A 25968-nucleotide genomic window follows, 5' to 3' on the forward strand; every position below is an offset into this window, starting at 1 on the left:
CCGGGACCGCTGTCCCTGACCTCGTGCGACATGCGATGCTCGACACCGTGCACAGCAGTCACATAAGCCCTGTTTTCGTAGGCCGCAGCGCCGAACTCACCGCTCTCGACGAGGCCCTGTCCCGGGCGGACGCCGGGGAGCCCCGCGCCCTCTTTGTGGGCGGCGAGGCCGGCGTCGGCAAGACCCGGCTGATGCAGGAGTTCCTCGGCCGGGCCGTCGCCGGCGGGGCCGTCGTCGCCCTCGGCGGCTGCGTGGAAACCGGCGCCGACGCTCTGCCCTACCACCCCGTCTCGACCGCCCTGCGCTCCCTGCGCCGCCAGCTCGGCGCGGAGCTTGACGCCGCCGTCGCCGGCCAGGAAGGCGAGCTCGCCCGGCTGCTGCCCGAGCTCGGCGAGATGGACCGGGGACGCCCCGAGACCGAGGGCCGGGCCCGGCTCTTCGAGCTCACCGCCCGTCTCCTCGAGCACCTCGCCACGGACCGGACCCTCGTTCTGGCCCTGGAGGACCTGCACTGGGCCGACCGTTCCACCCGCGAGCTGCTCAGCTATCTGCTGCGCGCCCTCACCCACAGCCGCCTGCTCATCGTCGCCACCTACCGCGCCGACGACCTGCACCGCCGCCACCCGCTGCGCCCCGCCCTCGCCGAGTACGAGCGGCTGCGCACCGTCACCCGCCTCGAACTGCCCCGCTTCGAGCGCGCCGAGGTCCGCCGCCAGCTCGCCGCCATCCGCGGCGAGGCCCCGCCTGAGCAGGTGCTGGACCAGGTCTTCGAACGCTCCGAGGGCAATGCGTTCTTCGTCGAGGAGCTGGCCTGCAGCATCCTCGAAGGCTCACCGGGCGGCATCAGCGACTCCCTGCGCGACCTCTTGCTGGTCCGGGTCGAAGCGCTGCCGGACGAGGTGCAGCGCGTGGTGCGGATCGCCGCCGAAGGCGGCTCCGAGGTGGAATTCCGGCTGCTGGCCACCGTCACGCGCCTCGCCGAGGACGAGCTGATCGAGACCCTGCGTACCGCTGTCGGCGCCGCCGTCCTGCAGCCCTCACAGGAGGGCGAGTCCTTCCGCTTCCGGCACGCCCTGATGCGCGAGGCCGTGGCCGGCGACCTGCTGCCCAGCGAGCGCTCCCGGCTCAGCCGCCGCTACGCCGAGGCGCTGGAGGCCGACCCCACGCTCGTACGGTCCGAGGAGCGGGCCGGGCGGCTGGCCGGCTACTGGTTCGGCGCCCGCGACCCCGCCAGGGCGCTGCCCGCCGTGATCGCCGCGGCGGCCGCCGCCCGCGGCCGGCACGCGTTCGCCGAGCAGCATCAGCTGCTGGAGCGGGCGCTGGAACTGTGGGACGACGTCCCTGAGGAGCTGCGCCGCGAGACGATGCGTCAGGGCATCGAGAACGGGCTGTCGCCGGCCATCTACCCGGACATGCCAGGCGACTTCGTGGACCTGCTCGCCGCGATCAGCGTCGCCGCGCGCCTCGCGAGCGAGCGGGAGCGGGCGCTCGCCCTCGGCAAGCGGGCGCTGCGCGAGCTGGAGGGCGACCCCCTGCGGGCGGCCTGGTTCTGGATGGAGCGGTACCAGCTGGTGCGAGACCTGTCCCGCTCCGACGGCTGGGACGAGATCTCCCAGGCCCAGACGCTGGTCAAAGGCCTGCCACCGTCCGTCGTACACGCCGAGGTACTGACGTATGCGGCGCACTGGTACGCCGTGCACCAGCCGGCGCCGAGCGCCCTCGAGACCGCGGAGCAGGCGGTGGAGCTCTGCCGGATAACGGGCGCCGACATCACCGGACTCGCCGCCCAGCACATCCTGGCCTGGCTCACCATCCACTCGGGCGACGTCGAGGCCGGGCTCGAGCGGGCCCGCGCCGTGTGCGCCCAGGACCTGGAGCCGGGCAACGCCAACGTCCTGCTGCGCGGCTACGGCAACCTGGCCACGGCGCTGCACGGCCTCGGACGCTACGCCGAGGCCGTCGAGACCGCCGAGCGGGGCAGTGGCCTCGCCGATCAGCACGGGCTGCCGAACACCGCCTCGTACATCGACGCCAACCTCGCCGAATCCCTCATCCACCTCGGCCGCTGGGCCGACGCCGACGAAGTCGTCGAGCGGGCCCTCGGCCGCCGCGGGGTGAGCGTCCGCATGCGGGCGCTGATCGCCGAGCGGAGGGCCGAACTGGCTCTGGCCCGGGGTGCGTACGACGAAGCCCGGCGCCGGATGGACGAGGCCGGCGGCAGCACCACCGGCCCTTACCCGGAGCCACAGCACACCCTGGCCGTGGGCCGCATGGCCATCGCGCTGGCGTCCGCCGACGGCCGGATTCTCGACGTCCGCTCCCTGCTGGAGAGGGCGGTCGGCGAGGCCATCCCCTTCGGCCATCACCGCTACGGCTGGCCCCTGTTGTACGAGGCCGCGGCGGCGGAGGCACGGGCCCGTGGGCTCGCGGTGGCCGATCTGGGGCGCGAGGCGGCGGTGGAGCGAATCCGCAAAGCGATGGAAGACCAGCCCGTATTCGCACCGCTGTGGGCCGCGCAGGCCCTGATGATCGAGGCCGAACTGCTCACCGCCGAGGGCCGGGACGCCACCGCCCACTGGACGAAGGCCGTCGCCGCCACCGAGCAGCTGGAGGCCCCGCTGCTGCTGGCCACCGCCCGGTTGCGACTCGCTGAAGCGCTGATCACCCAGCGCGGCACCGAGTCCCGCCAAACGGCCGGTGATCTGCTGCGGCAAGCCGAGGCCGTAGCGCGCGAGCTGGGCGCGGCGCCGCTCGAGACGGAGATCACCACGCTGGCCGGCCGCGCCCGGATTCCGCTGCGGCAGGCCAACGGGGAGACGGCCCCGCCCCCGGCGCCGGCGGCGGCGCTGGGGCTCACCGAGCGGGAGCGGGGCGTACTGCGGCTGGTCGCCGCCGGGCGGAGCAACCGGCAGATCGCGGAGGAGCTGTTCATCTCGCCGAAGACAGCGAGCGTGCATGTCTCCAACATCCTGGCCAAGCTGGGCGCTTCAGGCCGAGGGGAGGCCGCGGCCATCGCGCACCGGCTGGGGGCCTTCGAGGAGTGACACTCCGCGCCCTCTTACAGACGGACCCGAGCCGAAAACCTCAGTAGCCGAGCTTCAGCAAGAGATCGGTGAGCTCAACCGGCATGGTGATCATGCAGTCGTGGCCGGTCGCCAGCTCCCACACCTGCGCCGGGGCACCGTTGGGCTGTATCGGGGGAACGGGCCGCCGGGTGATGCCTTCGGGCTCGCCGACAACACAGTGGATATGCGTCCGGGGGATCGTGTTCACGGCAGGGTTGTCCAGCCGGACCGGCTGCTGGAGGCAGCGCACGGGCTGATCCGACAGCATCGTGCGCAGCCAGGCGACGTCCGCCGGGTCGGTGACCCCGAACAGGCCCATGGGCGGCGGAAACTCAGGGAGCGGCGGGACGCGCCAGCCGCTGTCGGAGGCGAGAGCGCGGTCGATCTGGGCCTGGGCGACGGGGAGGACATCGACCGCGGTCTCGCCGTCCTCCGGGACCATCGCGTCGAGGTAGACCAGATGCGCGATGCGGTCCGGGATTTGGTTGGCCGCGGACGAGATGACCAGCCCCGCGTAGCTGTGGCCCACGAGGATCACCTCGTTCAGGTCCTCCTCGGTGATCAGCCTGACGACGTCGTCGACGTGCGTGTCGAGCCCCACCTCGGGGCTGAGCAGATGCGCTGTGTCGCCGTAGCCGGTCAGGGTCGGCGCGAACACGCGGTGTCCGGCGGACTCGAGCAGCGGGACCACCCGCTCCCAGCACTGACCGCTGTGCCAGGCGCCGTGTACGAGCAGATACGTGGACATGGTTTGTCTCCTTGCTGTCGCCGCTGTCGGCTGACCACGCTGCCGACCGGGCTCCGGCCGAGCCAGGGCCCCCGCGATCCTGGGGGTGACAGGACCAGGCACACACGTACCGGTGCGCATTACCGTGGCGGGATGACCGACGAACCGAACCTGTTGGGCGATTACGTGCGCGCCCGCCGAGAGCTCGTCACTCCTGAGCAGGTCGGTATCCCCGTGGTGGGGGTACGGCGCGTGCCGGGCCTGCGCCGGGAGGAGGTCGCGATGCTCGCGGGGATCAGCGCCGACTACTACCTACGGCTGGAGCAGGGCCGCGACCGCCACCCCTCCGTACAGGTCCTGGAGTCGCTCGCGCGCGCACTGCAGCTCGACGACGACGCGACGGCGTACCTGCTGCGCCTTGGCTCCGGCGCCGACAAACCCCGACGGCGACGGCGCCCGCGCCGGAAGGAGACCGTCCCTGCGGGCATCGCCAAGTTCACGGCCGCGCTCCCGCTGCCCGCGTACGTCGAGGGCCGCTACTTCGACGTGCTCGCCGCCAACGCCTTGGCGACCGCCCTGTCACCGCGCCTCACGGTGGGAGCCAACCGCCTGCTGGACGCGTTCCTCGACCCGGCCGAGCGGGCCCTCTACCCGGACTGGGAGAGCGCCACCGCGGGCATGGTCGCCGGGTTCCGCGAGTCCGTCGGGACCGATACGGACGACCCCCGCTTCATCGAGCTCGTCGGTGAGCTCTCCATCGCCAGCCCCCGTTTCAGCCGGCTGTGGGCCCGTCATGACGTGGTGGTGTGCGAAGGCGAGACCAAGTCCATCGACCACCCCCAGGTCGGTCGCCTGCGGCTGAACCGGGAGCGGCTGGGCATCGGGGGCGCGGCAGGCCAGACGCTGATCGTCTTCCACCCGGACCCCGGCACCGACAGCGCCGAGAAACTGGCGCTCCTCGCCTCCGCCGCCCAGGCGCCGGTCGCACCTCAGGAGACCGTTCGCTGCTGAGGCGGCCCCGGCTCCCTCCATATGTGCGTATTCGGAGTCTCAACAGGAGAGCTGTCGAACGGTACGCGTTTCCCGTTGTCCCACGCCTCTTCCCGTTGGCCGGCCGGCCAATGAGGCGTCGAGTTCAGGCCGGGTTCGATGGAATTCCCCAGATTCTCCCGGGTTTTCGACTGCGCCAGGAACTGGGGCGGGTGACCCGCACGATACTGAAGCAGCTCGAAGTTCGGGTATGCATCACCCTCAAGCTTGACCTGGGAGCCACCCGACTCGTTCAACTTTATTCCGATGTCCCCGTTCACGGCAAAAACGGGCATCTTACTGTTGATACCCTTGTACCTCATCTGGAGAGACCCGTTGTTGTCCAGGTAAACCTTGACGTTGTTCTCCCAGAAGTCCTTACCGATACCTTTTGCCGGGATCACTTTGGTCGAGGGCGGTATATATGTCCTTCCCGCCATCCGGCCCGGGATGATCTCCGTCGACGGAGTGACGGTGTAGGTGATCTTTCCGGTGGCCGTATCCCATGCGAAGGCTATGCGATACGGAGCGTTCACATTGGCCGAGAATGAGCGATTGTCACCCTCAAGAACGCCGAACGCCCCCGTTTTGTACGGGATGAAGAACCTGCCGAGGATGACCCCATGGTTGCCACCCAGCGGGCGGACCCATGTCGTCGTCCGTGACGACATCGGAGGTATCGCACCGAAGTATTTGTCGTAGACGTCGGCCAGTTCACGCGTCTGGTTGATTTTGTCATCCGTCGTGACGACGAACGCGTGTGAAGGCAGCAAGCTCTGGTTGAATACCGTCGCCCCGCCGCCGCCCCCAGCTGTCTCGAATGCCTTGCCAACGGCCTTGACCTCGGCGTCGGTGGCGGCGATCGTTCCGAGATTGTTGAGCACCTCGCCGTCCACAGCGCCCCCGCTCGGCCCCCACCGCGCGATGGTCAGATTGCTGATGTCATTTCCGAAGTCCTTCGCGCCCGCCTGATAGGACGAGATCGCCGGAGACAACACACCGGTAATCCATCCCTTCAGGTCGCGGGCGGCACCGGTCGTCTTATCGGAATAGTTGTAGAGATTTTGCGGAACCGCGGATGCCTCACCCATGCGCTCAGTTCCCTTCGGGGTTCTTGAGGAGGGCCGCACGGGCCTTTTCCGCCTGCGAGGTCGCATGGTCGACCTTGGCTTTGATGCCGAGCACTTCCTGGGCGAGCCTGCCCAATGCGGCTTGCTGGGCAGTGAACTCGGATTCGAACTGCCGACGCTTCCCGCCTCGCCATTCCCTCCCGAACTGATTGAACTGCGCCGTGCACTGCCCTGCGCGCAGCTCTGCGAGCGCGGTTATTTTGTCGTGGAACAGGGAAAGCGTCTTGCTCAACGCATCCGCGGCATTGAAGTCGTATCCGACCTGCTTCGGGGCAGTCACTACCCTGGCCTCCTTGCCTCATTAATTCCCCCGTGCCGACTTTCCGAGCCGCATACCGGGGCGCAGGTAAGCGGCAACTTTGTCACCAGAGGGCCGGAATGTCATTGATTCCCAGCGCAGAGCTCTTGACCTACCGTGCAATGGACGGCAGTCGCCCGACGGCACAGGTCCCGCGCGCCGTTTCCGCGAAGTGGAGGGTTCCGCCGTGGCGGACCGCGATCTCCCGGGCGATGGCCAGGCCGAGCCCCGCCCCACCGGACTTCCGGGTGCGGGCGTCCTCCAGCCGGCTGAAGCGGGTGAAGACCCGCTCCCGGTCCGCCGCGGGGATGCCGGGGCCGTCGTCGCGGACCTCGATCACGACGGTGTCCCCGTCCTCGTGGCGTACGGTCCGGACCGTGACCTCGACCGTGGCGCGGGCGTAACGGCAGGCGTTGCCCAGCAGATTGCGCAGCAGCCGTTCGAGCTGGGGGTCGCTGCCCCGGACCAGGGCCGGGGGGCCGTCGACGACGCAGCGGATGTCGAGCGGGCGGGGATGGGGCAGATGCCGGTGTTCCACGACCAGGTCGTGGGCGAGGTCGGTGACATCGACGCTCGTGTCGGCGATCGGCGCACCGCCGTCCAGCTGGGCCAGCAGCAGCAGGTCGTGGCTGAGGTTCTGCAGCCGCACGATGTCGCGCAGGGCGTCACGGACGCGAGCCTCCCAGTCGACGCCCTCGGGATGCGTGAGTGACGATTCGAGGGAGGCCCGCAGCCCGGCGAGGGGGCTGCGCAGCTCGTGGGAGGCGTCGGCGACGAACCGCTGCTGGAGTTCGGCCGACCGCTGCAGCCGTTCCAGGGTCGTGTTGATGCTCCGTGCGAGCCGGGCGATTTCGTCGGCCGAATCCGAGACCGGCACCCGACGGCCCAGCGACCGGGCGGTGATGTCCTCGAGCTCCCGGCGGATGGCCTCGACGGGGCGCAGCGCCCGGTCCGCCGCCGTCCACGCGGTGACGGCGAGGATCACGACGGCGAGGGGTCCCCAGAACGCCAGGCCCCACCCGAGGCCGGCCAGATAGCCGAGCGCGGACCCGCCGGTGGTGACCGACCACCAGAGTTCGGCGGCGAAGAAGAAGGCCGTGGCGGCCCCGACCACGAGCGCGAAGCGCAGCCGCAGGGACAGCGCCTGTCGGACAGGCCGTGCGAACGCCCACACCGTGGCGCCGACGACCAGCATGACGGCCGGACCACCGACCTCGGGCCTGCGTACCAGCTCCAGGACATCCACGTACGGGAGACACACGGCGGCTGCGACGAGCAACCAGGCCGCGGTGAGTCCGGCCCGGACGGCGGCGCGTACGTGAGGCGTGACCGCCTCGCGCCGAGTGCGTGCCTCCCGGGCGTTCGGCGCTTCAGGCGCCATGGCCGGTCATGCGGTAGCCGATGCCCCGGACCGTCTCGATCGACGCGCGGCCGAAAGGCGTGTCGATCTTTCGGCGCAGGGCGCTCACATACACCTCGACGATGTTCAGATCGCCTTCGAAATCCGCCGACCAGACCTGATCGACGATGTCGATCTTGGGTACGACCTCACCGGCCCGCCGCGCGAGGCATTCGAGCACCGCGAACTCCTTGGCGGTCAGTCTGATCCGGACATCGCCGCGGCCGCTTGACCGGTTGGCCGGGTCGACCCACAGGTCGCCGACGCGCAGCACGGTGCGGGTCCGGGCGCCTCCGCGGCGGAGCAGGGCCCGCAGCCGGGCCTCGAGCACCACGTACGAGAAAGGCTTGGCCAGGAAGTCGTCGGCGCCGGTGTCCAGCGCCTCGGCCTCGTCGTACTCGCCGTTCTTGGCGGTCAGCATGAGGATGGGCGTCTCGATGTCCTCCGCACGGAGCCTGGCGCAGACCCGGTATCCGTTCAGGCCGGGCAGCATGATGTCGAGCACGATCGCCTGATACGGGTTCTGGCGGGCCATGTGCAGGCCGATCAGACCGTCATGGGCCACGTCCACCGCGTATCCGGCCGCTTCCAGGCCCCTTTTCAGGGCGACCGCGAGCCCTTCCTCGTCTTCCACCACCAGTAGCCGCACCGCCTCAGTATCCACAGCCGCTCCCGCCGCCCCTGAAGAGGTCTTCAGAATCCTTCAGCGTCGTCTCAGCAGCTCCGGGTGAGCATCGGGCCGTTTCCCGCCCCTGCCCTCCGGCCCCTGAGGTGACCGATGACCACCGCCCCCGTCCTCAGCCCCGATCCGGTCCGCGGCACCCCGCAGCCCTCCGGAGAAGTCAGGCCGCCCCGGGGGCGGCGGGTGGCTCTGGTGGTGGCCGTCGTGACGACACTGGCCGCCGTCGTGCAGCAGGTGCTGCACGCGGTGGGCGTCATCGGCGGGCAGCCCTGGCCCCTGCTGCTCGTCGCCGCCCCGGCATGGCTGCTCGCCCGGCGAGGCCTGCGGGCGGCGCCCGCACCGCCGCCGGTGGCCGTCCGGGCCGTGGACCGGCTGCGGCGCATACCCGCGTGGGCGGGGGCCGCCGGGGTACTGGCCATGGCCACCACCGTATGGGCCGCGCTTCAGGACCACGAGCCGCTCATCGGCCACGAGGAGGCGGTGTACGGCAACAAGGCCCGCTCCTGGCTCGACGGCACCCCGGACGCGGGCTGGGGCACCTACCGCCCGGTGGGGCTCCCCGCGCTCGGCCGGATCGCCCTGGCCGTGCACGACGACGTCGGGGCGCTGCGGGTGATCGCGCTGCTCCTGACCCTGTTCACCCTCACCACGACCTATCTGGTCGCCGCTCGGCTGACCACTCCGCGACGGGCCGTGGTGGTGACGCTTCTGGTCCTCTGCGGGCTGGGCTTCCTGCGCCGCCTGCCGCTGTTCCTCAATGACATCGGCGCCACGGGCCTGCTCCTGATCGTGGTCCATCTGCTGATCCGCGCACAGGAGAAGCCCGGTTCAAAGGCGTTGATGCTGCTGCCCTTCGCGGCGCTCGCGGCCTTCTACCTGCGGTACGGCGTGGTGGGCACCCTCGCGGCCGTCGCCGTCGCCGCCGTCCTCGCCTACGGCCCCCGGGCCTGGCTGGCGCAGGGCCGCCGACTGGCCCTGTGCGCGGGCGTCTTCCTCGCCGGGCTGATACCGCACTTCGTCTACGCCACCGAGGTCACCGGCGACCCCCTCGGCCTGATCCTCTCCGCGACCGAGCACGCGGGCCGGGCCTATGTGGGCGACGGCCTCGCCTACTACCTGGCGATCTTCCCGTACCGGCTGGCCGGCGACCTCGGCGGCGTCGTCATGGCCGCGGGGCTGTGGGGGGTGGGGGTTGCGATCCGGCGCCGTCGCGGCGACCGGGCCAACGGGGCGGCGACTTCGCGGCCCGGCGACCCGCTTACAGGGGAGCCGACTCCGGGGCCCGGCAACCCGCTTACAGGGGAACCGACTCCGCGGCCCGGCAACCCGCTTACAGGGAAGCCGACAACGCGGCCCGGCGACCGGCGCCGTGTCTTCCTCGGCCTGTCCGCGATCCTCACCTTCGTACTGCTCGGCCTGGCCACGGACGGCGAGCCCCGCTTCGTCTACCTGCCCGTCATCCTGCTGACCATCCTGGGCGTACAGACCCTCGCCGAGTCCGCCGGCCGCTGGTCCGCGGCCCTGCTCACCGCCGTCGCCGCACTGGCCGCCCTCACCGTGCCCGCGACCGCGCGGTACGTGGCACACGACGCGATGCCGGGCCCCACCGCCCAACGCGTCTCGACCCTCGCCGTGGCCCGGCAGCTCGCCGATGACCGGCCCTGTCTGCTGGTCACCGGCTACGAGCCCGACCTCGGCTGGTACTCCGGCTGCGACGCGGTCACCTTCGGCCAGTACCGGCGGATGGCGCCTCCGTCCGGCGTCGAGGTGAGCCTCGTCCTCTTCGAACGGGGCCGCCTCCAGCCCGGCCCCGCGTCCCTGCGCCGCCTCATCGGCGGCCGCCCCACCACGACCCGTACGATCCCCACCGACGGTTCCCTCGGCACGGCCACGGTCATCACGCTGCGCGCGAGAGGCTGAGCGCGGCGCCGCCCTATGGGGCGTCATTGTCGGCGCGGGCCTCGCGGAGACGGCGGCTGATGGACTCGCGCACCGAGACGCGCAGCCGCTCCCGATCCGCCGTCTCCTCCGCCGCGCGGTCGCGCGCGATCAGCGGGCCCAGCTCGCGCCGCATCCGCGCGACCACATCATCCACCTGACGCCCCGTCTCCTCCCCCGGCTGCCGCACCCACTGCTCGATCACCCGCAGCCCTTCGGCGAGCAGCGCCCGATCCTCGCGGGTGATGCCGCGCAGGATGTGTTCCATGTCGGGGGCCAGTTGGCCGGCGCTGGACTCGTCCGACCAGTCGGTGATGGCGGCGATGGCTTCCTGCCGAAGATGGTGGGCGTTGCTGCCGTGGGCTGTGGAGGCGGCCGCGAGGGCCTGTAGTGACCTCAGGAACCGGGCCGGATCGTCGTCCTTCTCGTTGTCGGCACTCACGTCAGATCATCCACTCCCTCGGGTGGCTCTTCGGTGTCCAGGCGGGTCTTGACCTCGTCGACGATGGTCCAGCACTCCAGGCCGTACAGCCAGAGTCGGGGCAGGTGCGCGCGGGCCTCGGAAGGATCGAGAAGGACAAAAGCCACGTTGTCCAGCGGCTTTTCCGGCCCGAGGATCTGGTACCGCCGCGCGGCGCAGGCGTCGAGCATCTCCACGGGCGATACGGTCCGCCCGAGCACGACGACCTCCAACACGCGGCGCTCCGCGTCGTAGAAGCCGCGGACGTCGTTCGCGTAGACGTACTCCTTCTGGAGAAAGCCCCCTTCGTCTGCGATGCCCATCCGCCGATGTCCGGGTTTCGCCTGGGCAAGCGCGGCCGAAGCGTCCAGGTTCAGGTCGTGGAACTGGACCAACGTGGTGTCGTTCGGCCCACGGTGTACCTGCCAGCAATCTTGTCGGAGCCAGCGGCGGGAGACCAGGGAGTGATGCCCGGAGCCCTGGAAGGCGCAGGCCCAGCCATGCCGGAAGTGATGTCCGCCGAAGCTCGTCGCCCCCGGGTACGACGAGCCACGAGTGCGCCAGGCGTCGTGGAGTGTTTCGAATGACGCGACATGAAAAGGCACCTCGCTCAGCAGCTCGACCAGCTCGGTCGGACTGCCCTTGAAGTCGAAGGCGGCGTTCACGTGTTCGTCGGAGTGCGTGACGAGGTAGTAGTTGGCGTCGGCGTCGAAGAAGGCCGCGACGGTTCGCCCTGCGCCCGCGTACCGCTCGATCCAGTCCGCCGAAGCCTGCGCGCTGTTGTAGTCGACATCGACCTCACGCGGGACCACACCATGCCCCCACAGCCCATGCTCCCGGAGGGCGCGTGCTGTTGCGGTCACATCCGCGGTCTCCAGAGCCACCGCGATCCGTCCCAGCATGTCACTTGCCTTTCGCAGTTGTTTTGCCGTTCAGCCATTCCACCATGTCGCGCCCCTGCGGAGTCGTATTATCGAGGCTCCTCCAGTCTCGTGGGGTAATCTCCCTGGATTCACCCTTGACATTGAACACTTCCACCACGAGGTCCGCGCTCTGATTGTCGCGGAGGAACTTGTACAGCCAGGAGGAATTGTTCAGCACACCCTCATGGTCCAGGATGGTAAAGCGCACGAGAGCAATATGCTGATCCTCCCCATTCACGGATATCTTCTTCCCTGGAATTTTAATCAGGTCCTCAAGCTGCCCCCTTATTTCTATGTCATAGGTCGAGATGTTCTTGATCTCCACGATCGTATCGTCCACGACAAGGTCGAGCCTGCGAGGCTTCACCAAGGTGACACCGGGCACAGCGTCCTTGCCCACCACGACCTGAGAGATTCCATCAGGCGCATGAGTCTTCTGATACCAGGCTTCGCCCACGGGCCCACGATCGGAACCGTGCAATTGCTCGCTGATGCGGATCAGATCAGCATGACTGTTGATCTTCTCGGCCAACAGCTTGACGAAGGATTCCTTGGCAGTGTGCCGCACGTCGTCATGCAGACGACCCGCCGGATCCGGCATTTTCGCTATGAACTCAGCCTCCGAGCCAATGATCCCTTCGCTCTTGAGCACCGATATGAACTTACCCAAGGAGCGGTTCGGGTCATTGCCGCCCAGCATATCGAATGCCTGCTCCCGGGTAATGGGGGGATCGGCATCGGCGTCGAATCGAGGCTTAGGCGGCCGAGCGGTCGGCGGCCTTTCGTCGACGATGATTCCATTCGGAATTTCCGCAGACGGCGGAATGAACCAGTGTTTCCTGGTGGATGTATCGACTTGAACGAGCTCCAGCGGTTTGTCAGGGTACTTGCGCCATGTATGTCCAGGGGGCAAGTCCTCATCGGTGTAGCCAAGGCGATGGGCCTCCGTTCTACCCATGCTTTCGGCTGCGACATAACCCCGGCCCGGGTCGAGGTTCCATTCCTTGAGGGTGGCGGCGTGCACCTCGACCTGGGCGATGAGGGAGGCGAGCTCGGCTTCGAGTTCGGCGCGGGCCGCCGGGTCCGCGTCGGCGTACGCGCGGGCGCGGTCGGCGATGACGTTGGGGAGTTTGCGGAGTTCGAGGCGGGCTTCCCAGGCTCTCGTGCCGACCGGAGGCGAGCCGTGGATGCCGACCCATTCGGTTACCTGGCGCAGGAGTTGGCGGACCCGGCCGCTGAGGCCGCCGTAGCGGAGCATGGTGCGGGCGGTGGGGGCGTGGAGGCGGATGTCGGTGGGGGTGGCGGAGGGGCCCGCGGCCATGCGGACGTTGGTGATCAGGCCGTCTTCGCCGATGTCGTAGTGGACGCGTACGGTGCGGCCCGGTAGGTCGGGGTCGATCGTGACGTCGACGCGGTCGCCCAGGGAGCCCAGCGCGCCGCGGAGTTCGGCCGCGACCGCGTCCTGGTCGCGGGGGCGTACGGGGCCGTCGGCGCTGCCGGCGCCGCCGGTCGCGGGGTCGATGTCCGAGACGTCCCAGGAGGTGGCGCCGCCGGGACCGCGCCCGGGTTGTGGGGTGCCCGCCGGGCCGCCGCCCGAGTCGGGGCCGGGGGTCGGGCCGGGGGCGTCCGGTCGGGTCGGGGACGGGGCGTCCGGGGCGTCCACCCGGGGCGCGGCGGGGGTGTCGACGTCGGCCCGGGGCGCGGCGGGGGTGTCGACGTCGGGGGTGTCGACCGCTCCCGCGAGCTCGGGGACCTTGATGCCCAGGTTCCTGAGGCCGCCGGCCACGCTCGCCTGTACGCGTGCCGTCATCGCCTCGACGCGCGGGTGGGCCATCACCCCGGTGACGGCCACTGTGGTGACCGCGCCCAGCAGTACGTCGTTCCAGGTGTACGCCTGGCCGCTGATCATCGCGTCCAGGGCCCCGAGCCCGACCTCGGTGACCACCTCGACCGCCATCTCGACTCCGACGCGGGCGCCCGTGCTCAGGGCGGTGCGAGCGACAGTGGCCGACGCCCCGCCGCCGACGGCACCGCCGACCGCGCCGAAGATCGCCGCCTTGACGACGCCGTCCAGAAGGGGCTGGCCGTTGAGGGCGTTGCTCACCACTTGTCCGACGGCGCCCGCCGCCGCGCCCACGATGGCGCCGCCGACGACGACCCCGATGACGCTCGCGGCCGCAGCACTCGCGCCGAGCGCCGCCGCTCCCGCCGTGACGGCGCCGATGACCAGCGGGCCCAGGGCGATCGACAGCGCCACCACCACGACGATGACGACCACGATGGTCAGGACGGTGTGCCATCGCGGCTTGACCTTGTCCCGGGCCTTCTTCGCCTCCTTGTCGATCGTCGGGTGGATGTCCTGCGTGGCGGCCTTGTTGAGGCCTTCGGCGACGGCCTTGACCTGCTGGTCCGCTCCCTGCTGGAACTTGCCCGCGAGTTCGGTGTACGCCTTGTCCAGTCCCTCGAGCACCTGTCGGTCGGCGTCCTGATGGCCCGTCTGCACGGCGCGAGCGGTCTCGGCGTAGCTCTGCTGCACCTGACGCAGGCCGGTCGCCGTCTGGGAGGCGGTGCGGGACAGGGTCTGGCCGGCGGACGACGCGGTCTGCTGCGCCGAGCCCGACGCGGCGCGGGCGGCGGCCGACATGGTCTGGGCCGCGCGCTCCGCCGTCGTGCCGAGCCCCGTGGCGGCCCGGTCGGCCTGTCCGCGCAGGCCTTTGGCCGAGCTCTCCAGCTGTTCGTCGAGTTGGGTGCCGGTGTCGCGGAGTACTTCCTCGAGCTGTTCGGGGTCGGGCACCTCGTCCTGGCCGAGTATCCGCAGGAACTCCTTCAGGCCACGGTCCAGGCCGGCGCGCGCCGTGGCGACGCCCTTGCCGATCGCGGCGGCGGTCGCGGTGGCGCTCCGTTCGGCGGCCTGGCGCTGCTGGCCGGCCTGGGCGCGGATGGCCGCGGTCTGCGAGGTCTGCAGCTGCGTCAGGCTCGCCTCGGCGGCGGCGACGGCCTGGCTGATGCCCTGCAGGGCGGCGCGTTTGGCGTCCTCGGCGCCCCTGAGGGTCTGGGTGTGCGCGTCGGTGAGGCTCTTCCCGCTCTGCTTCAGTACGGTGTCGAGGGTCTTGCGGACGTCGTCGGCGACCGACCGGACCGTTTTCTCCGCCTCCGGCCTGCCGCTGTTCATGTCGCCGATGGGCTCGTCGACGGCCTTGGGCAGCTCGTCCCGGTACGCTTCGCCGACGCTCGTGGCGGCGTTCGCCTGCGCCTTGCAGCGGTTGTCGGTGAGGGGGCCGTCCCACCAGTTGTCGTCGCGGTGGATCATTTTGGCGCGGTACTGCTCGGCACGGCGGTTTCCCTCGCCGACCGCGAGGGTGCCCGCGTGGCTCGCGGCCTCGCGCATGCGCTGTTCGGTGCGGGTGTAGAGCTCGCCGAGCGCGGTCAGCCGGTCGTTCTGCTTGGCGGTGACGGACTCATCGGAGGCGCGGAAGCCGTTGTCCATCGCGGTCTGCGCGCCCGTGGTGGCCGTTTGCATCCCCGCGACGGCCGCCGAGTGGGCGGCCTCCACCTGGGCGCGGGCGGCCGCCGCCTGGGCCCTGACGCGGGACCGGGCACCGCTCACCGCGGCCTGCACCGCCGCCACTCCGGAGCTCTCGGCGGAGCCGATCCGCGCCACGGCGGCGGCCCTGGCGGCGGCCACCTGACGGGTCAGCTGGGGGGCGAGGGACCCCAGCTCCGCCGATTTCGCCTGGAGGTTGGCGGTGAACGCGGCCAGCTTCTCCTTGCCGACACCGCGGTCCCGGGCCAGGGTCTGCTTGACGCCCCGCACCTCCTGGGCGTGTTGCTCCGGCGACTGGCCCCACAGCGGGGGCATCAGCGGCTCCGGGTCCAGTTCGACGAAGCCGATCTGCTTTCCGTCGCCGCCCTGCGGCGCCGGACCTCCGCCGGCGCCTTCATCGGCGTGTCGGTCCCGGTCCCTGTCGCCGTCCTGTGCCCCGGAGGGCTGAGCGGGGGCTGGGTGCTGGGGGCCGTGACGGGGACGGTCTCCCCCGGCCGCCTCGTGTTGCCCCTTCAGCAGCGACGCGCCCGGTCGCTCCCTGGTACGGAGTTCCTGCAGTTCGCCCCGGCGGGACGCGGCGGTGGCGGCAGCAGCGGCGGCCGCGCCGTCCGGGAGCCGCTCCGGCACCGCGGACGTGTCCGCCGGGGGACGGGGCCGTTCCGGCCGCCCCGGCGACTGCCCCGGCGCCGCCCTCGCGATGGCCGGGGCTCCGGTCGTGTGCGGGGACGAGCGGCCGTCATCGGCCCCGTTCCCCGAGGCGGCTGCCGCCGCGTGCCCCGGGCCGGCCCGGGGCACGGCGTTCTGCTGGTCCGGCACGGGGCCGGGGGCCTCGGTAGCTCCTGCGGTCGTCGTCCGGCCCTGGGCACCGGGGCCGCCCGCCTGCCCCGGCGGGCCCAGGGGCGGGCCCAGGGGCGGGCGTAACGGAGCCGCGGTGGGCCGCTGCGCGGCGAGCAGCCGCGACACGGCGGCATTGCCCGCCCCACGCTGCAACCGCTGGACCGAGCGTGCGTCGAGCGCGCCCCTGCCGGGCCCCGTGGACCGCGAAGTCCCCTGGTCTCCGGCCTGACCCGGCTGCGGTTTCCGGGCGTTGGCCTCGTCCGGCTCGGGCACGTGGTCGTGGGCATGCACAGGGGGCGGTCCTGTCGGCGGGGTTCCGGTGCAGTCCCGGCCGAGCTTCCCTCAGGTGGCGCCGGCAGATGAGGGCCGTGGATGCGCGCTTGGGGGCAATCGCGTCTGCCCTGAAGGGCACCTCACGTCAGCGCAATGTCAGCGCGACGTCACCGACGTTCGGTCCCCGGCCCGCTTCCGCCGGGCCCACCACGAACCACTGCGCCGGCAGGTCGATCCGCGTCCCGTCCGCCCGGTACTCGGTCTGCGGCAGGGTGGTGGGCCCCTGGGCCAGCACCGTCAGGCCCGCCTCGCGCAGCAGCTCCGGCACCTCCGCGGTGCGCGCGTCGGCGGGGCGCAGACCGTGGTCGAACACCCGGCGGAGTTTGGGCGGCGGGCCGCCGGGGTCCTGCGCGGCCTCCCTCAGCACGGCCTTGGACTCCTCGGTCAGCTCGGCCACGAACGCCCGGCCGCGCCGCCCCAGGAGCGTGGCCACCGCCTCGGCGACCAGCAGCCGGTCGGGCGGGTCGCTCTGGTGGATGACGGCGCGCATATAGACGTTGACGTCGCCGAGCCGCTCATGGAGTTCGTGTACGCGCGCGGTGTCGGTCAGGCTGAGTTGTTCAAACTCCGCCACCTTCTCCGTATCGGCGCGCCGGGCGTGCTCGATGGCCGCCCGGGACAGGTCCACGCCGATGGCGCGGGGGAAGCGGGTGGCCAGCCAGCGGGTCTGGGTGCCGTTGCCGCAGCCGAGGTCGGCGATCGGCAGTGAGGCGTCGGCGTACGGGGCCAGCAGCGCGAGGTGCGGGACCGCGGACAGCGACGGGTCGGCGTCCCAGATGGCCTCCCCCGGCGCGTCCGAAGTGTTCTGCCAGTAGCTCTCCCACGCCTGCCTGTAGCGCTCCGACACGCTCATCCGCCGCTCCTCCGCGTAGTGGCCTCCTCCTGCGCCGGGCGGGGAAGGCTCTGGTCGAACCAGACGGTCTTGCCGTCCGCCGACCGGCTGCTGCCCCACTCCCGCGCCAGGGCGCCGACCACCCTCAGCCCGCGCCCCGTCTCGTCGTCGCTGCCCGCGCTGAGCAGTGTCGGCAGTTCGTGGTCGTCGTCGAAGACCTCCCACAGCAGCGCGTCCGTACGCACCAGACGCAGCACCACATGGTGGGTGTGGGCGTGCCGGATCGCGTTGGTCACCACCTCGCTGACCAGCAGCTGCGCGGTCTCCACCGCCTCGGGCAGCCCCCACTGGAGCAGCCGCTCGCGCACCAGGCGCCGCGCCCGCCCCACTTCGCCCGGCTCCAGCGCGAGCCGCCACTGCGCCACGTCCCCGGCCGGGATGCCGCCCAGCCGGGCCATCAGCAGCGCCACGTCGTCCTTGCGGCCGCCCCTGGTGTTGAGGGCGCGGATGATGGTGTCGCAGGCCTCGTCCATCGACGCCGCCGGGTGCGCGGCGGACTCACACAGCGCCGCCAGGCCGGCGCCTATGTCCTGGCCGCGCACCTCCACCAGGCCGTCCGTGCACAGCACCAGGCGGTCGCCGGGCGCCACCCGTATCCGGGCCGTCTCGAAGGGCACCCCGCCGACCCCGATGGGCGCTCCGGTCGGCAGGTCGAGCAGGGCGCTGCGGCCGTCCTCGGCGCGCACCAACACGGGCGGGATGTGGCCCGCGTTGGATATCAGCAGTTCGGAGCGGATGGGGTCGTAGACCGCGTACAGGCAGGTGGCGAGGTAGTGCTCGCCGAGCCGCTGCGCCAGGTCGTCGAGGTTGCGCAGCAGTTGGGCGGGCGGCAGGTCGAGGGCGGCCATGGTCTGTACGGCGGTGCGCAGCTGGCCCATCATCGCGGCCGAGTTGAGGCCGTGCCCCATGACGTCGCCGACGACGAGCGCGGTGCGCGAGCCGGGCAGCTTGACGCAGTCGAACCAGTCGCCGCCGACCCGGCCGAGCCGGGTGCCCGGCAGATAGCGGGTGGCGGTGTCGCATCCGGCCATGCGCGGGGTGACCTGGGGCAGCATGCTGTCCTGGAGCGTCTCGGCGACGTTCTCCTGGTAGGTGTACATGCGGGAGTTGTCGAGCACCAGACCGGCGCGGGCGGCGAGTTCGGCGCCCGTCGTACGGTCCATGTCGTGGAACCGCTCCCGCCCGGCGCGGCGCATCAGCACCATGAAGCCCAGCACCACATTGCGCGCCTTGAGCGGCACGATCAGCAGCGACCGCCCGTTGATCAGCGGCCGCAGGTCCCGTTTCTCGAACTCCCCGGCGATCCGGTCGCCCAACGCGTCGTCGATGTACGGGATCAGCACGGGCTCGCCGGTGACCATGCACTGGAAGAACGGCGTGTGCTCGGGGAAGGCGATGGACTCCCCGACCGGCACGGTGTCGTCCCAGCGGCCCGGTTCGTCGTTGTGCTCGACCCACACCCGGTGCCAGACGGTGGTGACGTCGGGCGGGCCGTCGGGGAAGCCCTCGCCGGCCAGCACCTGGGCGCGCAGATGGGTGCCGGCGAAGTCGGCGAAGCGGGGCACGGCGGCGCTGGTGACCTCGCGGATGGTGCGGGCGAGGTCGAGCGAGCTGCCGATGCGCCCGCTGACCTCGTTGAGGAATTCCAGGCGCTCGCGGACGGCGGCGTACTCGAGGTCGAGGTCTTCGGATGCGTACGGGGCTTCGGATGCGTACGGGGCATCAGATGCGTACGGCACACCGGGGGCGCGCGACACTTCCCGTGCGCCCTCATCCCCGGCCCTGATCCTGGCCCGGGCCCCTGCCGCGCCCCCGGTCCCGTCCCCGGCCCCGGTCCCGTCCCCGGCTGCGGCCCCGGCGGACGCCGCGCGCCGGGCCGCCTCCTGCCGCGCCTGCCGCTCGCGGTAGCGGGGCATGCCCCAGTCCGGGGTCACCGGCACCCGCTCGTGCCTGCTGATCTCCAGGACCGGGTAGCCGAGTTCAAGCACCTGCGCGACGATCCGGCCGGCCCTGACCGGGCCCATGTTGGGCAGGATGTCCGGCAGCCGCCCGGCGAGCCGGTCCGCGCCGGGGAACTCGGTGTGCAGCGCGAAGCCCGGCGAGAACCGCTCCCGCTCCCCGCCGGCCGCACGCTCCGCCCCGGCCGGCCCCGACGCGTCGGCCGCGAGCACCAACAGCCGCTCAGGCCCCGGCCCGACCAGCGGATACGCCCACCACAACACATCAACGGGGCCGTCCGCCCGATCGCCCATGCGGGCCCGCCCGGCCGTGGGATAGGGCGCCGCCGCGCCCAGCGGGGCGTCCAGCTCCGGCCCGCGCTCCCCGCCCTCCCAGTCCGCCCCGCCGAGCGCGCCCGAGACCGGCAGCAGATCCACGGCCCGGCAGCCCACGGCCTCCTCGCGGCTGCGCCCGAAGAGCCGGCGCGCCCCTGAACTCCAGTGCGTCACCAGCCCGTCGGCGTCGATGACCACCACCGCGAGCGGCATCTGCCCGGGCCCGCCGCCCCGCTGCACCGGCACCCTGGGCACCCCGCCCACCTCGTCGTCGCCGCGCGACGTGCCACGGTCCATAGGCGGAAGACTCCTTAGCCAGGCAAGATCTGCGCCACCGCTACCCACGGTACGACCGCCGCGGGCGGCCGTGCGCCGCAATACCCGAATAGGGGGTTGTCTCAGCCGCGTATGGTCACGCCGTGCCGGGTGCGCAGCCGGTGCAGCTCCCACAGGGAGAGCCCGGTCACCGACAGCGGGCCGCCGAACAGGGCGCAGAACTGCGCCCACAGCGGCCCGCCCGGCATACCGCCCCCGGTCGCGTTCAGGACGGCGATGATCCACACCATCACCACGGTGATCACGGCCGGCAGCGCGGCGTGCACATAGGCGGTGTTGAAGGCTGAGCGGGCGACGTAGGCCGAGGCCATGAAGAAGAACGGCAGCCCCCACAGCACGAACACGAGCGCCGGGACCGCGGCCACGAACAGCCACACCCCGTGCAGCCCTTCCAGCACGTCGGGGTTGGCCGATATCCCCCACAACGTGGCGACGAGGACGGCCACGGTCAGGACGTACCAGCCGACGGTCTTGGCCGGGACACTGAGCCGGGCGCGCAGCAACCGCCGCCGCTCCGCGGGCGCGTAGCGGATGAAGAGGGCGATGATCACCGGTCCGGCGATGAGGAGCAGGACCGGGGTCACGATGAGTTGGCCGGCGCTCTCGCTGGCCTGGTCCTTCAGGTCGCCCTCCGATCCGTACGTGTAGTAGAGGGCGAACGTGGCGAGGAGGCCGAGCACCGTGCGGGTGATCTGGACGCGGTCCACCACGGGGTCGTGGACACGCCCACCGCCGTCCTGGTCGAACAGTTTCCGCGCGGGCCGGTGCGCCAGGCGGAGCAGGGGGACGAGGAAGGAGAGGAAGGGCACCCGCCGGTACCAGCGCCGGCCCGTGGGCGCCGGCCGGTAGGGCCCGGGCGACGGGGGCGGCGCCCCGTAGGGGTTGGGCGGCGGCCCGTACGGATCGGGCGTCGGCGGCGGCCCGTAGGGATCCGGTGTCGGCGGCGGCGCGTACGGATCGGGTGCCGGGGGCTGCGGTCCCCAGCGATTGCCTCCCTGCCCGGGGCCGCTCGGCGGACCCCATCCCCCCGTTGCCATGGCGGCTCCTCTCCCCCGGATGCGGCCGACCATCGGGATCCGGCTACATCGACGCGTTCTCGTTGACAACGCTGGGAGTCTAGGACAGCCCGGCGCGCGCGGGGAGGACCGAGGTGACCGGCGGATGGCCAGTCTCAGGGTGCTGTCGGAGCGATCCCCTGCTGCGCCTGGTGAAGGCTCGCGTAGCAGCCGCCGGCTTGTGCCAGTTCCTCATGGCGGCCACGTTCGACCACGTGCCCGTTGCGCATGACCAGGATCAGGTCGGCGTCCCGTACGGTGGAGAGTCGGTGGGCGATCACCAGGCAGGTGCGGGTTCGCAGGAAGGGTCGGAGAGCGTTCCGTACCGCCCGCTCGGTCACATTGTCGGCGTGGGACGTCGCCTCGTCGAGCACCACAACCTGTGGGCGCTTGAGCAGCAACCGGGCGATGGCGAGCCGCTGACGCTCTCCTCCGGACAACCGCAAACCCTGATCGCCGACGACCGTGTCGAGTGCGTCGGGAAGACTTTCGATGAGATCCCATATCTGGGCGGTGCGGCAGGCCTCGACGAGTTCGTCCTCGTCGGCGTCCGGGCGGGCCAGTCTGAGGTTGTTGCGGATGGTGTCGTTGAACATGAACGTCTCTTGGGTGACCACTCCGATGATCGCCCTCAGTTCGGCCAGCCGCAGCTTCCGGACATCCACGCCGTCGATCAGCACCTGTCCCGCGTCGACGTCCCAGGTGCGGGTCAACAGCTTGATGAGAGTGGACTTGCCGGCGCCGGAGAGTCCAACGATGCCGACGGTCGTCCCGGGCGCGGCGGTGAAGTCCACCGCCCGGAGGAGCGGAGCGGGCCGGCTCTCGTGTTTTCCCCCCTCGTCGCCGGCTCCCTCGTCGCCAACGGCCAGGGAGGGCACCACCAGGCCGCTGCGTGGCGGGTATGTGAAGTCCACATGGGAGAACGTCACCACGGGGGCGCGGCCACCGCGCTGGGGAAGGGCACGTGCTCCCGGCTCGTCAGCGATCGGCGGAGCGAAGTCCAGGACCTCCTGGACACGGGCGAAGCCCACCATTCCGGCAACCAGGTCGACTTTGACGCCGGAGAGGGCGGTGAGCGGCCCGTGAAGCATGGCCAGCAGCGCCACCGAGGCCACCATGGTGCCGACGCTCATCGCCCCGGAAATCACCCACTGGCCGGCGAGGACATAGGTCGCCGCCGCGGTGATGCCGATGATCAGGGTCAGTGAGCCGGCCAGCCCGGCGCTGAGCAGAGCCCTTCGGACCGCGACGTCCCGCACCCGTCCGGCTCGAGCGCGGAAATGGGACGTATCGAGCCCGGCGTGACCGTAGTAACACCCCACCTCGGCGCCACCTGGGCTGAATCGCTCGGCGACCAGGGCATCCATGTCGGCCTGCACCTGAAGCTGCCGCTGACTCGTGCTGCGCAGCGTCCTGCTGAAGGAGGACGTCACCAGCCCCACCATGGGCACCAGGCACAGCGCTATGAGGGCCAGTCGCCAGTTCACGGTCACGATGCCGGATCCGGCTGTCGCGAGCGTCACCAGTGCCCCGACAGCGGCGGGGAGCGTCTGAGAGATGAGGCGTTGCATACCGAGGACGTCTCCGTGCAGCCGCGAGACGATGGCTCCCCTCCTCGCCGCCATGAAGAATCCGAGGGACTGCCGGCGCAGATGGGCGAAGAGGTCGATCCGCAGCCTCATGACGATGTCCTCGGCAAGACGGGTGGCGAACCACATCTGCGCGAACGCCACCACGGCCTGAGCCAGGCCCAGCAGCACCAGAACCCCTCCGAGCGACCGCACGGTGCCGGTGTCCCGCCGCAGGACACCGTCGTCAATGAGGTGCTGCCCGACCAACGCGGGGGCCACGGCCAGCACGGACTGCAACGCGACCAGGCCGACCAGGAGCGTGATCCTGGCGGTAAAAGGGCGCAGGAACCGGCACAGGCGGCGATAGCCCGCGTGTTGCCCTATGTCGTCCACGGTTGCTGTCCTCCGGCCTTTCTCCCGTCGCGTGGGTGGAGTGGCCGCTCCGGAATACCCTGGAGCGGCCACCCCTTCGGTTGTGCTCGGCTAGGCAACCGGTCTGGCGATCACCAGTCCCAGCAGCCGATCGAGACTGTGCTGGGCGCGGGAGACGGATTCCAGCAGCTGACGCTCGGGGAGCTCGCCTGAATCATCGCCGTCTCCGCGTCGTTCTCCAGACCCTGCAGGTCATAGATGGACATATCATTCACCTCCTTCCTTCACTTCCGTTTCCGATCCCCGGCCGGCGCTTCGGGTGCGCGCCGCCGGGAGTTCTGAGGGCAGCAGGAAGGGGAGGGAAACGCGTTGTTCCCGTCCGCCTCCCGCCCGGTCTGCCGCCGTGAGGGCGAGGAGGACCCCCGCGCTGCCGGTGGCCAGGTCCATGGACAGCCTGAGCAACTGGCTCCCTGGGAAGCCGAGGTGTCCCCGCCAGTCGAGGACGTGCCAGTCGAGGACAGTGGGCAGCCGGTCGCCGAAGTTCTGCGGGCCAGGTGCGTGGTTCGCGTTGAAGAGGACCATTCCTCCGGCCCCGTGGAAGAGCCCGGGAAAGAGATAGAACGACGAAGTGGCCGCGGACCGGATCTGTGCGAGCCGGCCGGCGAGTTCCGGGTCGGGGCGGCACCTCAGGTAACGGTCGAGCACCATCCCGACACCGACGCTGCCACTGGCGAGATAGGGAGTGGCCCGCCAACCCTCGTTCATCTGCAGCGTGCCCTTGTCGTCGAGCACACAGCGTCGGAGGTCCTGCCGAAGAGCCGTCGCGGCCGCGTCGAGATACCCTGGATCCCCGGTTTCCTCGAAGACCGCCGTCAGCAGCAGTGCCGGCCCGGAGGAACCGAGCATGAGCCCGGCGATGCCGTTGCCACCTCCGCTGACCTCAGGGACGTCCGTTACCTTTCCCAGACGTTCCCGCACCGTGTCTGCCGCGTGCAGCGCTCGCCGCAGATATCGGTCTTCGCCGCACACCCGGGCGAAATGCAGCCAGTTCAGGCCTACCCCGGAAAGCCCTTTGAACAGGCTGCTGTCGGGCAGCTTCGCGTCGTCTCGCGGAACGTTCTCCAGTATCTGGACGGCGGCGTCACAGCGGCCCAGGTCCCATAGCGCGTAGGCGATTCCGTGCAGGCCGTTGTAGAAGCCGGGAGGATCATCGGAGCGGTCCCGCAAAGCCTGTTCGAGCAGCCACTTCTCCCCCTCGGGGAACCGCTCGGCGCCGGCCGTGTGCAGGGCCCACAGCACGCCCGCGGCACCGTGGGCCATTCCGAGGGCCGCCCCCGGTTCGAGAAACTGGGCGATGTCTCCGGGGAAGAGCCGGTCGGTGCGTGCGGTGGTGGCGCTGTCGCGGATCGCGGTGACCATCGACGACCGGCACGCGGGCCATGCCGCAGTCACGGCGCCGACCGGCCGTGACACGGCTGCCCGCTCAGGGGGCTCCCCCGCCTCTCCAGGAGTCTGCTTCGCCTTCCCGGGGGCGTCCGCGGCCTTCTGCAGCACAGCCACCGCGTCCGCCAGCCACTCCTCGGGCACCCCGAACCGCTCGGCGACGAGTGCGGCCAGATGGGCGGCCTTGCCGCCGTCCAGCCAGATCAACGGTGTCAGCGGCGCGAAGATCGCGATTTTGAGGGCGGCCAGTGCGAATTCGTCGACGTCCGGCCCGGTAAAGCCCCGTGGGGCCATGAAACCCGGGTTGGCCAGTGTCTGCCGTCCGTTCTCGCCGATGAACCAACTCGCTTCGAAGTCGATCAGGGAGACCCGCTCCCCGCTCGGGGCCGGCAAAACGTTGAACTGGTGCAGGTCGCCGAAGACCACACCTCTCGCATGCATGGCCCGCACCAGGTCGGCCACCTGCTGCCAGACCGTCATGGCCCAGCGGCGATACTCCCGCAGTTCCTCCGCACCGGCCGGGCCCGGCGCGATGAGCGGGTTGCGTTGACCGCACTCGCTGTAGAGGGACTCCCCCTCGACGAATTCCTCGATCAGGAACTCGTGGTCCGCCGCCGTGAAATACCCCTTGAGCTCGGGCACCCCGGGCAGTCCGCGCAGCCGTTCCAGGACGTCCCGTTCGCGCCGCAGCCGGCTCACCGCGTCCCGGCCGGCGCCGTCGAGACCCGCGTACGGCCGGGCCTCCTTCACGACCACCCTGGCCCCGGAGTCCTTGTCTCTTCCTTCGTAGACGCCGCCGCCGTTGGAGAAGTGGAGGGCACGGACGATGTCGCACGGCAGGTCGTCGACGCGTGTGGCGTTCCGGCGCGCGACTTCCGGCTGGAGGAAGTCCGGTATTCGGACCCAATCCGGGACCGTGAAGACGGGGCCTCGTGGATCCGGCACGAGTGTGCCGTCAGGCGTCTCGATGGCCATCGTCTCGCGGCCGTCGGCCGTCACCAGGGTCCGTGGCCTGAAGGCTCCGTACCGGACGTACAGCGGTCCGCTGCCCCAGCGGAGATCACTCAGGATGTAAGGCCCCGGGACGCCGTGGAGCGCCTCCCCAAGCCCGGTCAGTATCGCGAGCAGGTGCCGCTCGTCGACGGCGTAGATCGTCGCCAGCTTCCCGCTCCCCGCCCGCTCCCCGTACTTGGAGTTGCGATTGCGGTACTCGCGGCGGCTGGGAACGAGTTTGAAGGTCGTGATGTGCTCGACACAGTAGGTCCACACCTTCTCGGTCACGGCGTCGGCGTGCTCCATGGCCGCCGACACGTGGACCTTCCACCCCTGCACGGGGAGGCGCACTCCCGGCGGATGAAGGGTCACCCAGCCCGGGGCCGCGATCCGCCGCCACCCCGCCGGAACGGCACCCTTCCGCAGGACCGGGAAGAGATGCTCGTCCGCGACGTCGACGTCGATCCGATCGTAGAAGTCGGGATCGGTGATACAGAACGCCTCGTAACTCCGGTCCATCGCGATCGCCTCCCTCGCCTGGCCGCATCAGCCGTTGACACTGTGCGCGGCCGGGCTGGCCTGAACCTTGGCGGAACCTGGAACCGGCAGAGCAGGTCAGGAACCGGAGGGGAAAGCGGAAGTCGATCCGGGGCGTCGGGCGGGCCGGG

17 protein-coding genes are annotated in these 25968 nt (G+C 70.9%); 3 read left to right on the forward strand and 14 right to left on the reverse strand.

Going from position 1 to position 25968, the window contains the following annotated elements:
- The first annotated feature begins 35 nt into the window (after positions 1 to 35).
- Positions 36 to 3044 carry an AAA family ATPase gene (locus tag ACFZDL_RS00420; protein WP_391190166.1) on the forward strand — a complete coding sequence of 1003 codons (3009 nt, stop codon included), beginning with the start codon at positions 36 to 38 and terminating at the stop codon, positions 3042 to 3044.
- Positions 3045 to 3084: 40 nt separating this feature from the next.
- Here ACFZDL_RS00420 and ACFZDL_RS00425 read toward each other — a convergent pair whose 3' ends face one another.
- The gene (locus ACFZDL_RS00425; RefSeq protein ID WP_353590553.1) at positions 3085 to 3813 is read right to left on the reverse strand and encodes an alpha/beta hydrolase; all 729 of its coding nucleotides are present in this window, start codon (positions 3811 to 3813) and stop codon (positions 3085 to 3087) included.
- 132 nt (positions 3814 to 3945) lie between these two features.
- On the opposite strand from ACFZDL_RS00425, the gene ACFZDL_RS00430 reads away from it, so the two are divergent.
- Positions 3946 to 4803, forward strand: a complete 858-nt coding sequence (locus tag ACFZDL_RS00430) for a helix-turn-helix transcriptional regulator (protein ID WP_353590554.1) — start codon at positions 3946 to 3948, stop codon at positions 4801 to 4803.
- Here ACFZDL_RS00430 and ACFZDL_RS00435 read toward each other — a convergent pair.
- From ACFZDL_RS00435 to ACFZDL_RS00450, 4 genes are all read right to left on the reverse strand, one after another.
- Positions 4782 to 5912, reverse strand: coding sequence for a hypothetical protein (locus ACFZDL_RS00435; RefSeq protein ID WP_353590555.1), 1131 nt, complete (start codon positions 5910 to 5912; stop codon positions 4782 to 4784). The genes ACFZDL_RS00430 and ACFZDL_RS00435 overlap by 22 nt on opposite strands.
- Positions 5913 to 5916: 4 nt before the next feature.
- A complete protein-coding gene (locus ACFZDL_RS00440) occupies positions 5917 to 6231 on the reverse strand; it encodes a hypothetical protein (protein WP_353590556.1) in 315 nt (104 codons plus the stop codon).
- A gap of 130 nt (positions 6232 to 6361) precedes the next feature.
- Positions 6362 to 7630, reverse strand: a complete 1269-nt coding sequence (locus tag ACFZDL_RS00445; protein WP_353590557.1) for a HAMP domain-containing sensor histidine kinase — start codon at positions 7628 to 7630, stop codon at positions 6362 to 6364.
- On the reverse strand, positions 7620 to 8297 hold the full coding sequence (locus tag ACFZDL_RS00450) for a response regulator transcription factor (protein WP_353590795.1): 678 nt from the start codon (positions 8295 to 8297) through the stop codon (positions 7620 to 7622). The genes ACFZDL_RS00445 and ACFZDL_RS00450 overlap by 11 nt, the downstream gene beginning before the upstream one ends.
- Positions 8298 to 8426: 129 nt before the next feature.
- On the opposite strand from ACFZDL_RS00450, the gene ACFZDL_RS00455 reads away from it, so the two are divergent.
- Positions 8427 to 10250 (forward strand): PT domain-containing protein, encoded by a 1824-nt coding sequence (locus tag ACFZDL_RS00455; RefSeq protein WP_353590558.1) that lies wholly within the window; start codon positions 8427 to 8429, stop codon positions 10248 to 10250.
- Between the two features lie 13 nt (positions 10251 to 10263).
- Here ACFZDL_RS00455 and ACFZDL_RS00460 read toward each other — a convergent pair whose 3' ends face one another.
- The 9 genes from ACFZDL_RS00460 to lanKC form a co-directional block, all read right to left on the reverse strand.
- A complete protein-coding gene (locus ACFZDL_RS00460) occupies positions 10264 to 10710 on the reverse strand; it encodes a hypothetical protein (protein WP_353590559.1) in 447 nt (148 codons plus the stop codon).
- Positions 10707 to 11630 (reverse strand): hypothetical protein, encoded by a 924-nt coding sequence (locus tag ACFZDL_RS00465; protein ID WP_353590560.1) that lies wholly within the window; start codon positions 11628 to 11630, stop codon positions 10707 to 10709. Before ACFZDL_RS00465 ends, ACFZDL_RS00460 begins: the two co-directional genes overlap by 4 nt.
- Position 11631: 1 nt before the next feature.
- Entirely contained in the window at positions 11632 to 16323 is a 4692-nt protein-coding gene (locus tag ACFZDL_RS00470) for a hypothetical protein (protein ID WP_353590561.1), read from the reverse strand.
- 127 nt (positions 16324 to 16450) lie between these two features.
- Complete coding sequence (locus ACFZDL_RS00475) at positions 16451 to 17218, reverse strand: class I SAM-dependent methyltransferase (protein WP_353590562.1); 768 nt, start codon at positions 17216 to 17218, stop codon at positions 16451 to 16453.
- Positions 17215 to 19827 carry a SpoIIE family protein phosphatase gene (locus tag ACFZDL_RS00480; RefSeq protein ID WP_353590563.1) on the reverse strand — a complete coding sequence of 871 codons (2613 nt, stop codon included), beginning with the start codon at positions 19825 to 19827 and terminating at the stop codon, positions 17215 to 17217. The genes ACFZDL_RS00475 and ACFZDL_RS00480 overlap by 4 nt, the downstream gene beginning before the upstream one ends.
- A gap of 101 nt (positions 19828 to 19928) precedes the next feature.
- Entirely contained in the window at positions 19929 to 20903 is a 975-nt protein-coding gene (locus ACFZDL_RS00485; protein ID WP_353590564.1) for a hypothetical protein, read from the reverse strand.
- 134 nt (positions 20904 to 21037) lie between these two features.
- A complete protein-coding gene (locus ACFZDL_RS00490; RefSeq protein ID WP_353590565.1) occupies positions 21038 to 22885 on the reverse strand; it encodes an ABC transporter ATP-binding protein in 1848 nt (615 codons plus the stop codon).
- A 110-nt stretch (positions 22886 to 22995) separates the two neighbouring features.
- On the reverse strand, positions 22996 to 23130 hold the full coding sequence (locus tag ACFZDL_RS00495; protein ID WP_353590566.1) for a SapB/AmfS family lanthipeptide: 135 nt from the start codon (positions 23128 to 23130) through the stop codon (positions 22996 to 22998).
- A gap of 1 nt (position 23131) precedes the next feature.
- The gene (gene lanKC, locus ACFZDL_RS00500; protein ID WP_353590567.1) at positions 23132 to 25819 is read right to left on the reverse strand and encodes a class III lanthionine synthetase LanKC; all 2688 of its coding nucleotides are present in this window, start codon (positions 25817 to 25819) and stop codon (positions 23132 to 23134) included.
- Positions 25820 to 25968 lie beyond the last annotated feature (149 nt).

This window comes from Streptomyces sp. NPDC007917 (assembly GCF_042959105.1).
In the GTDB taxonomy this organism is placed as follows: Bacteria; Actinomycetota; Actinomycetes; order Streptomycetales; family Streptomycetaceae; genus Streptomyces.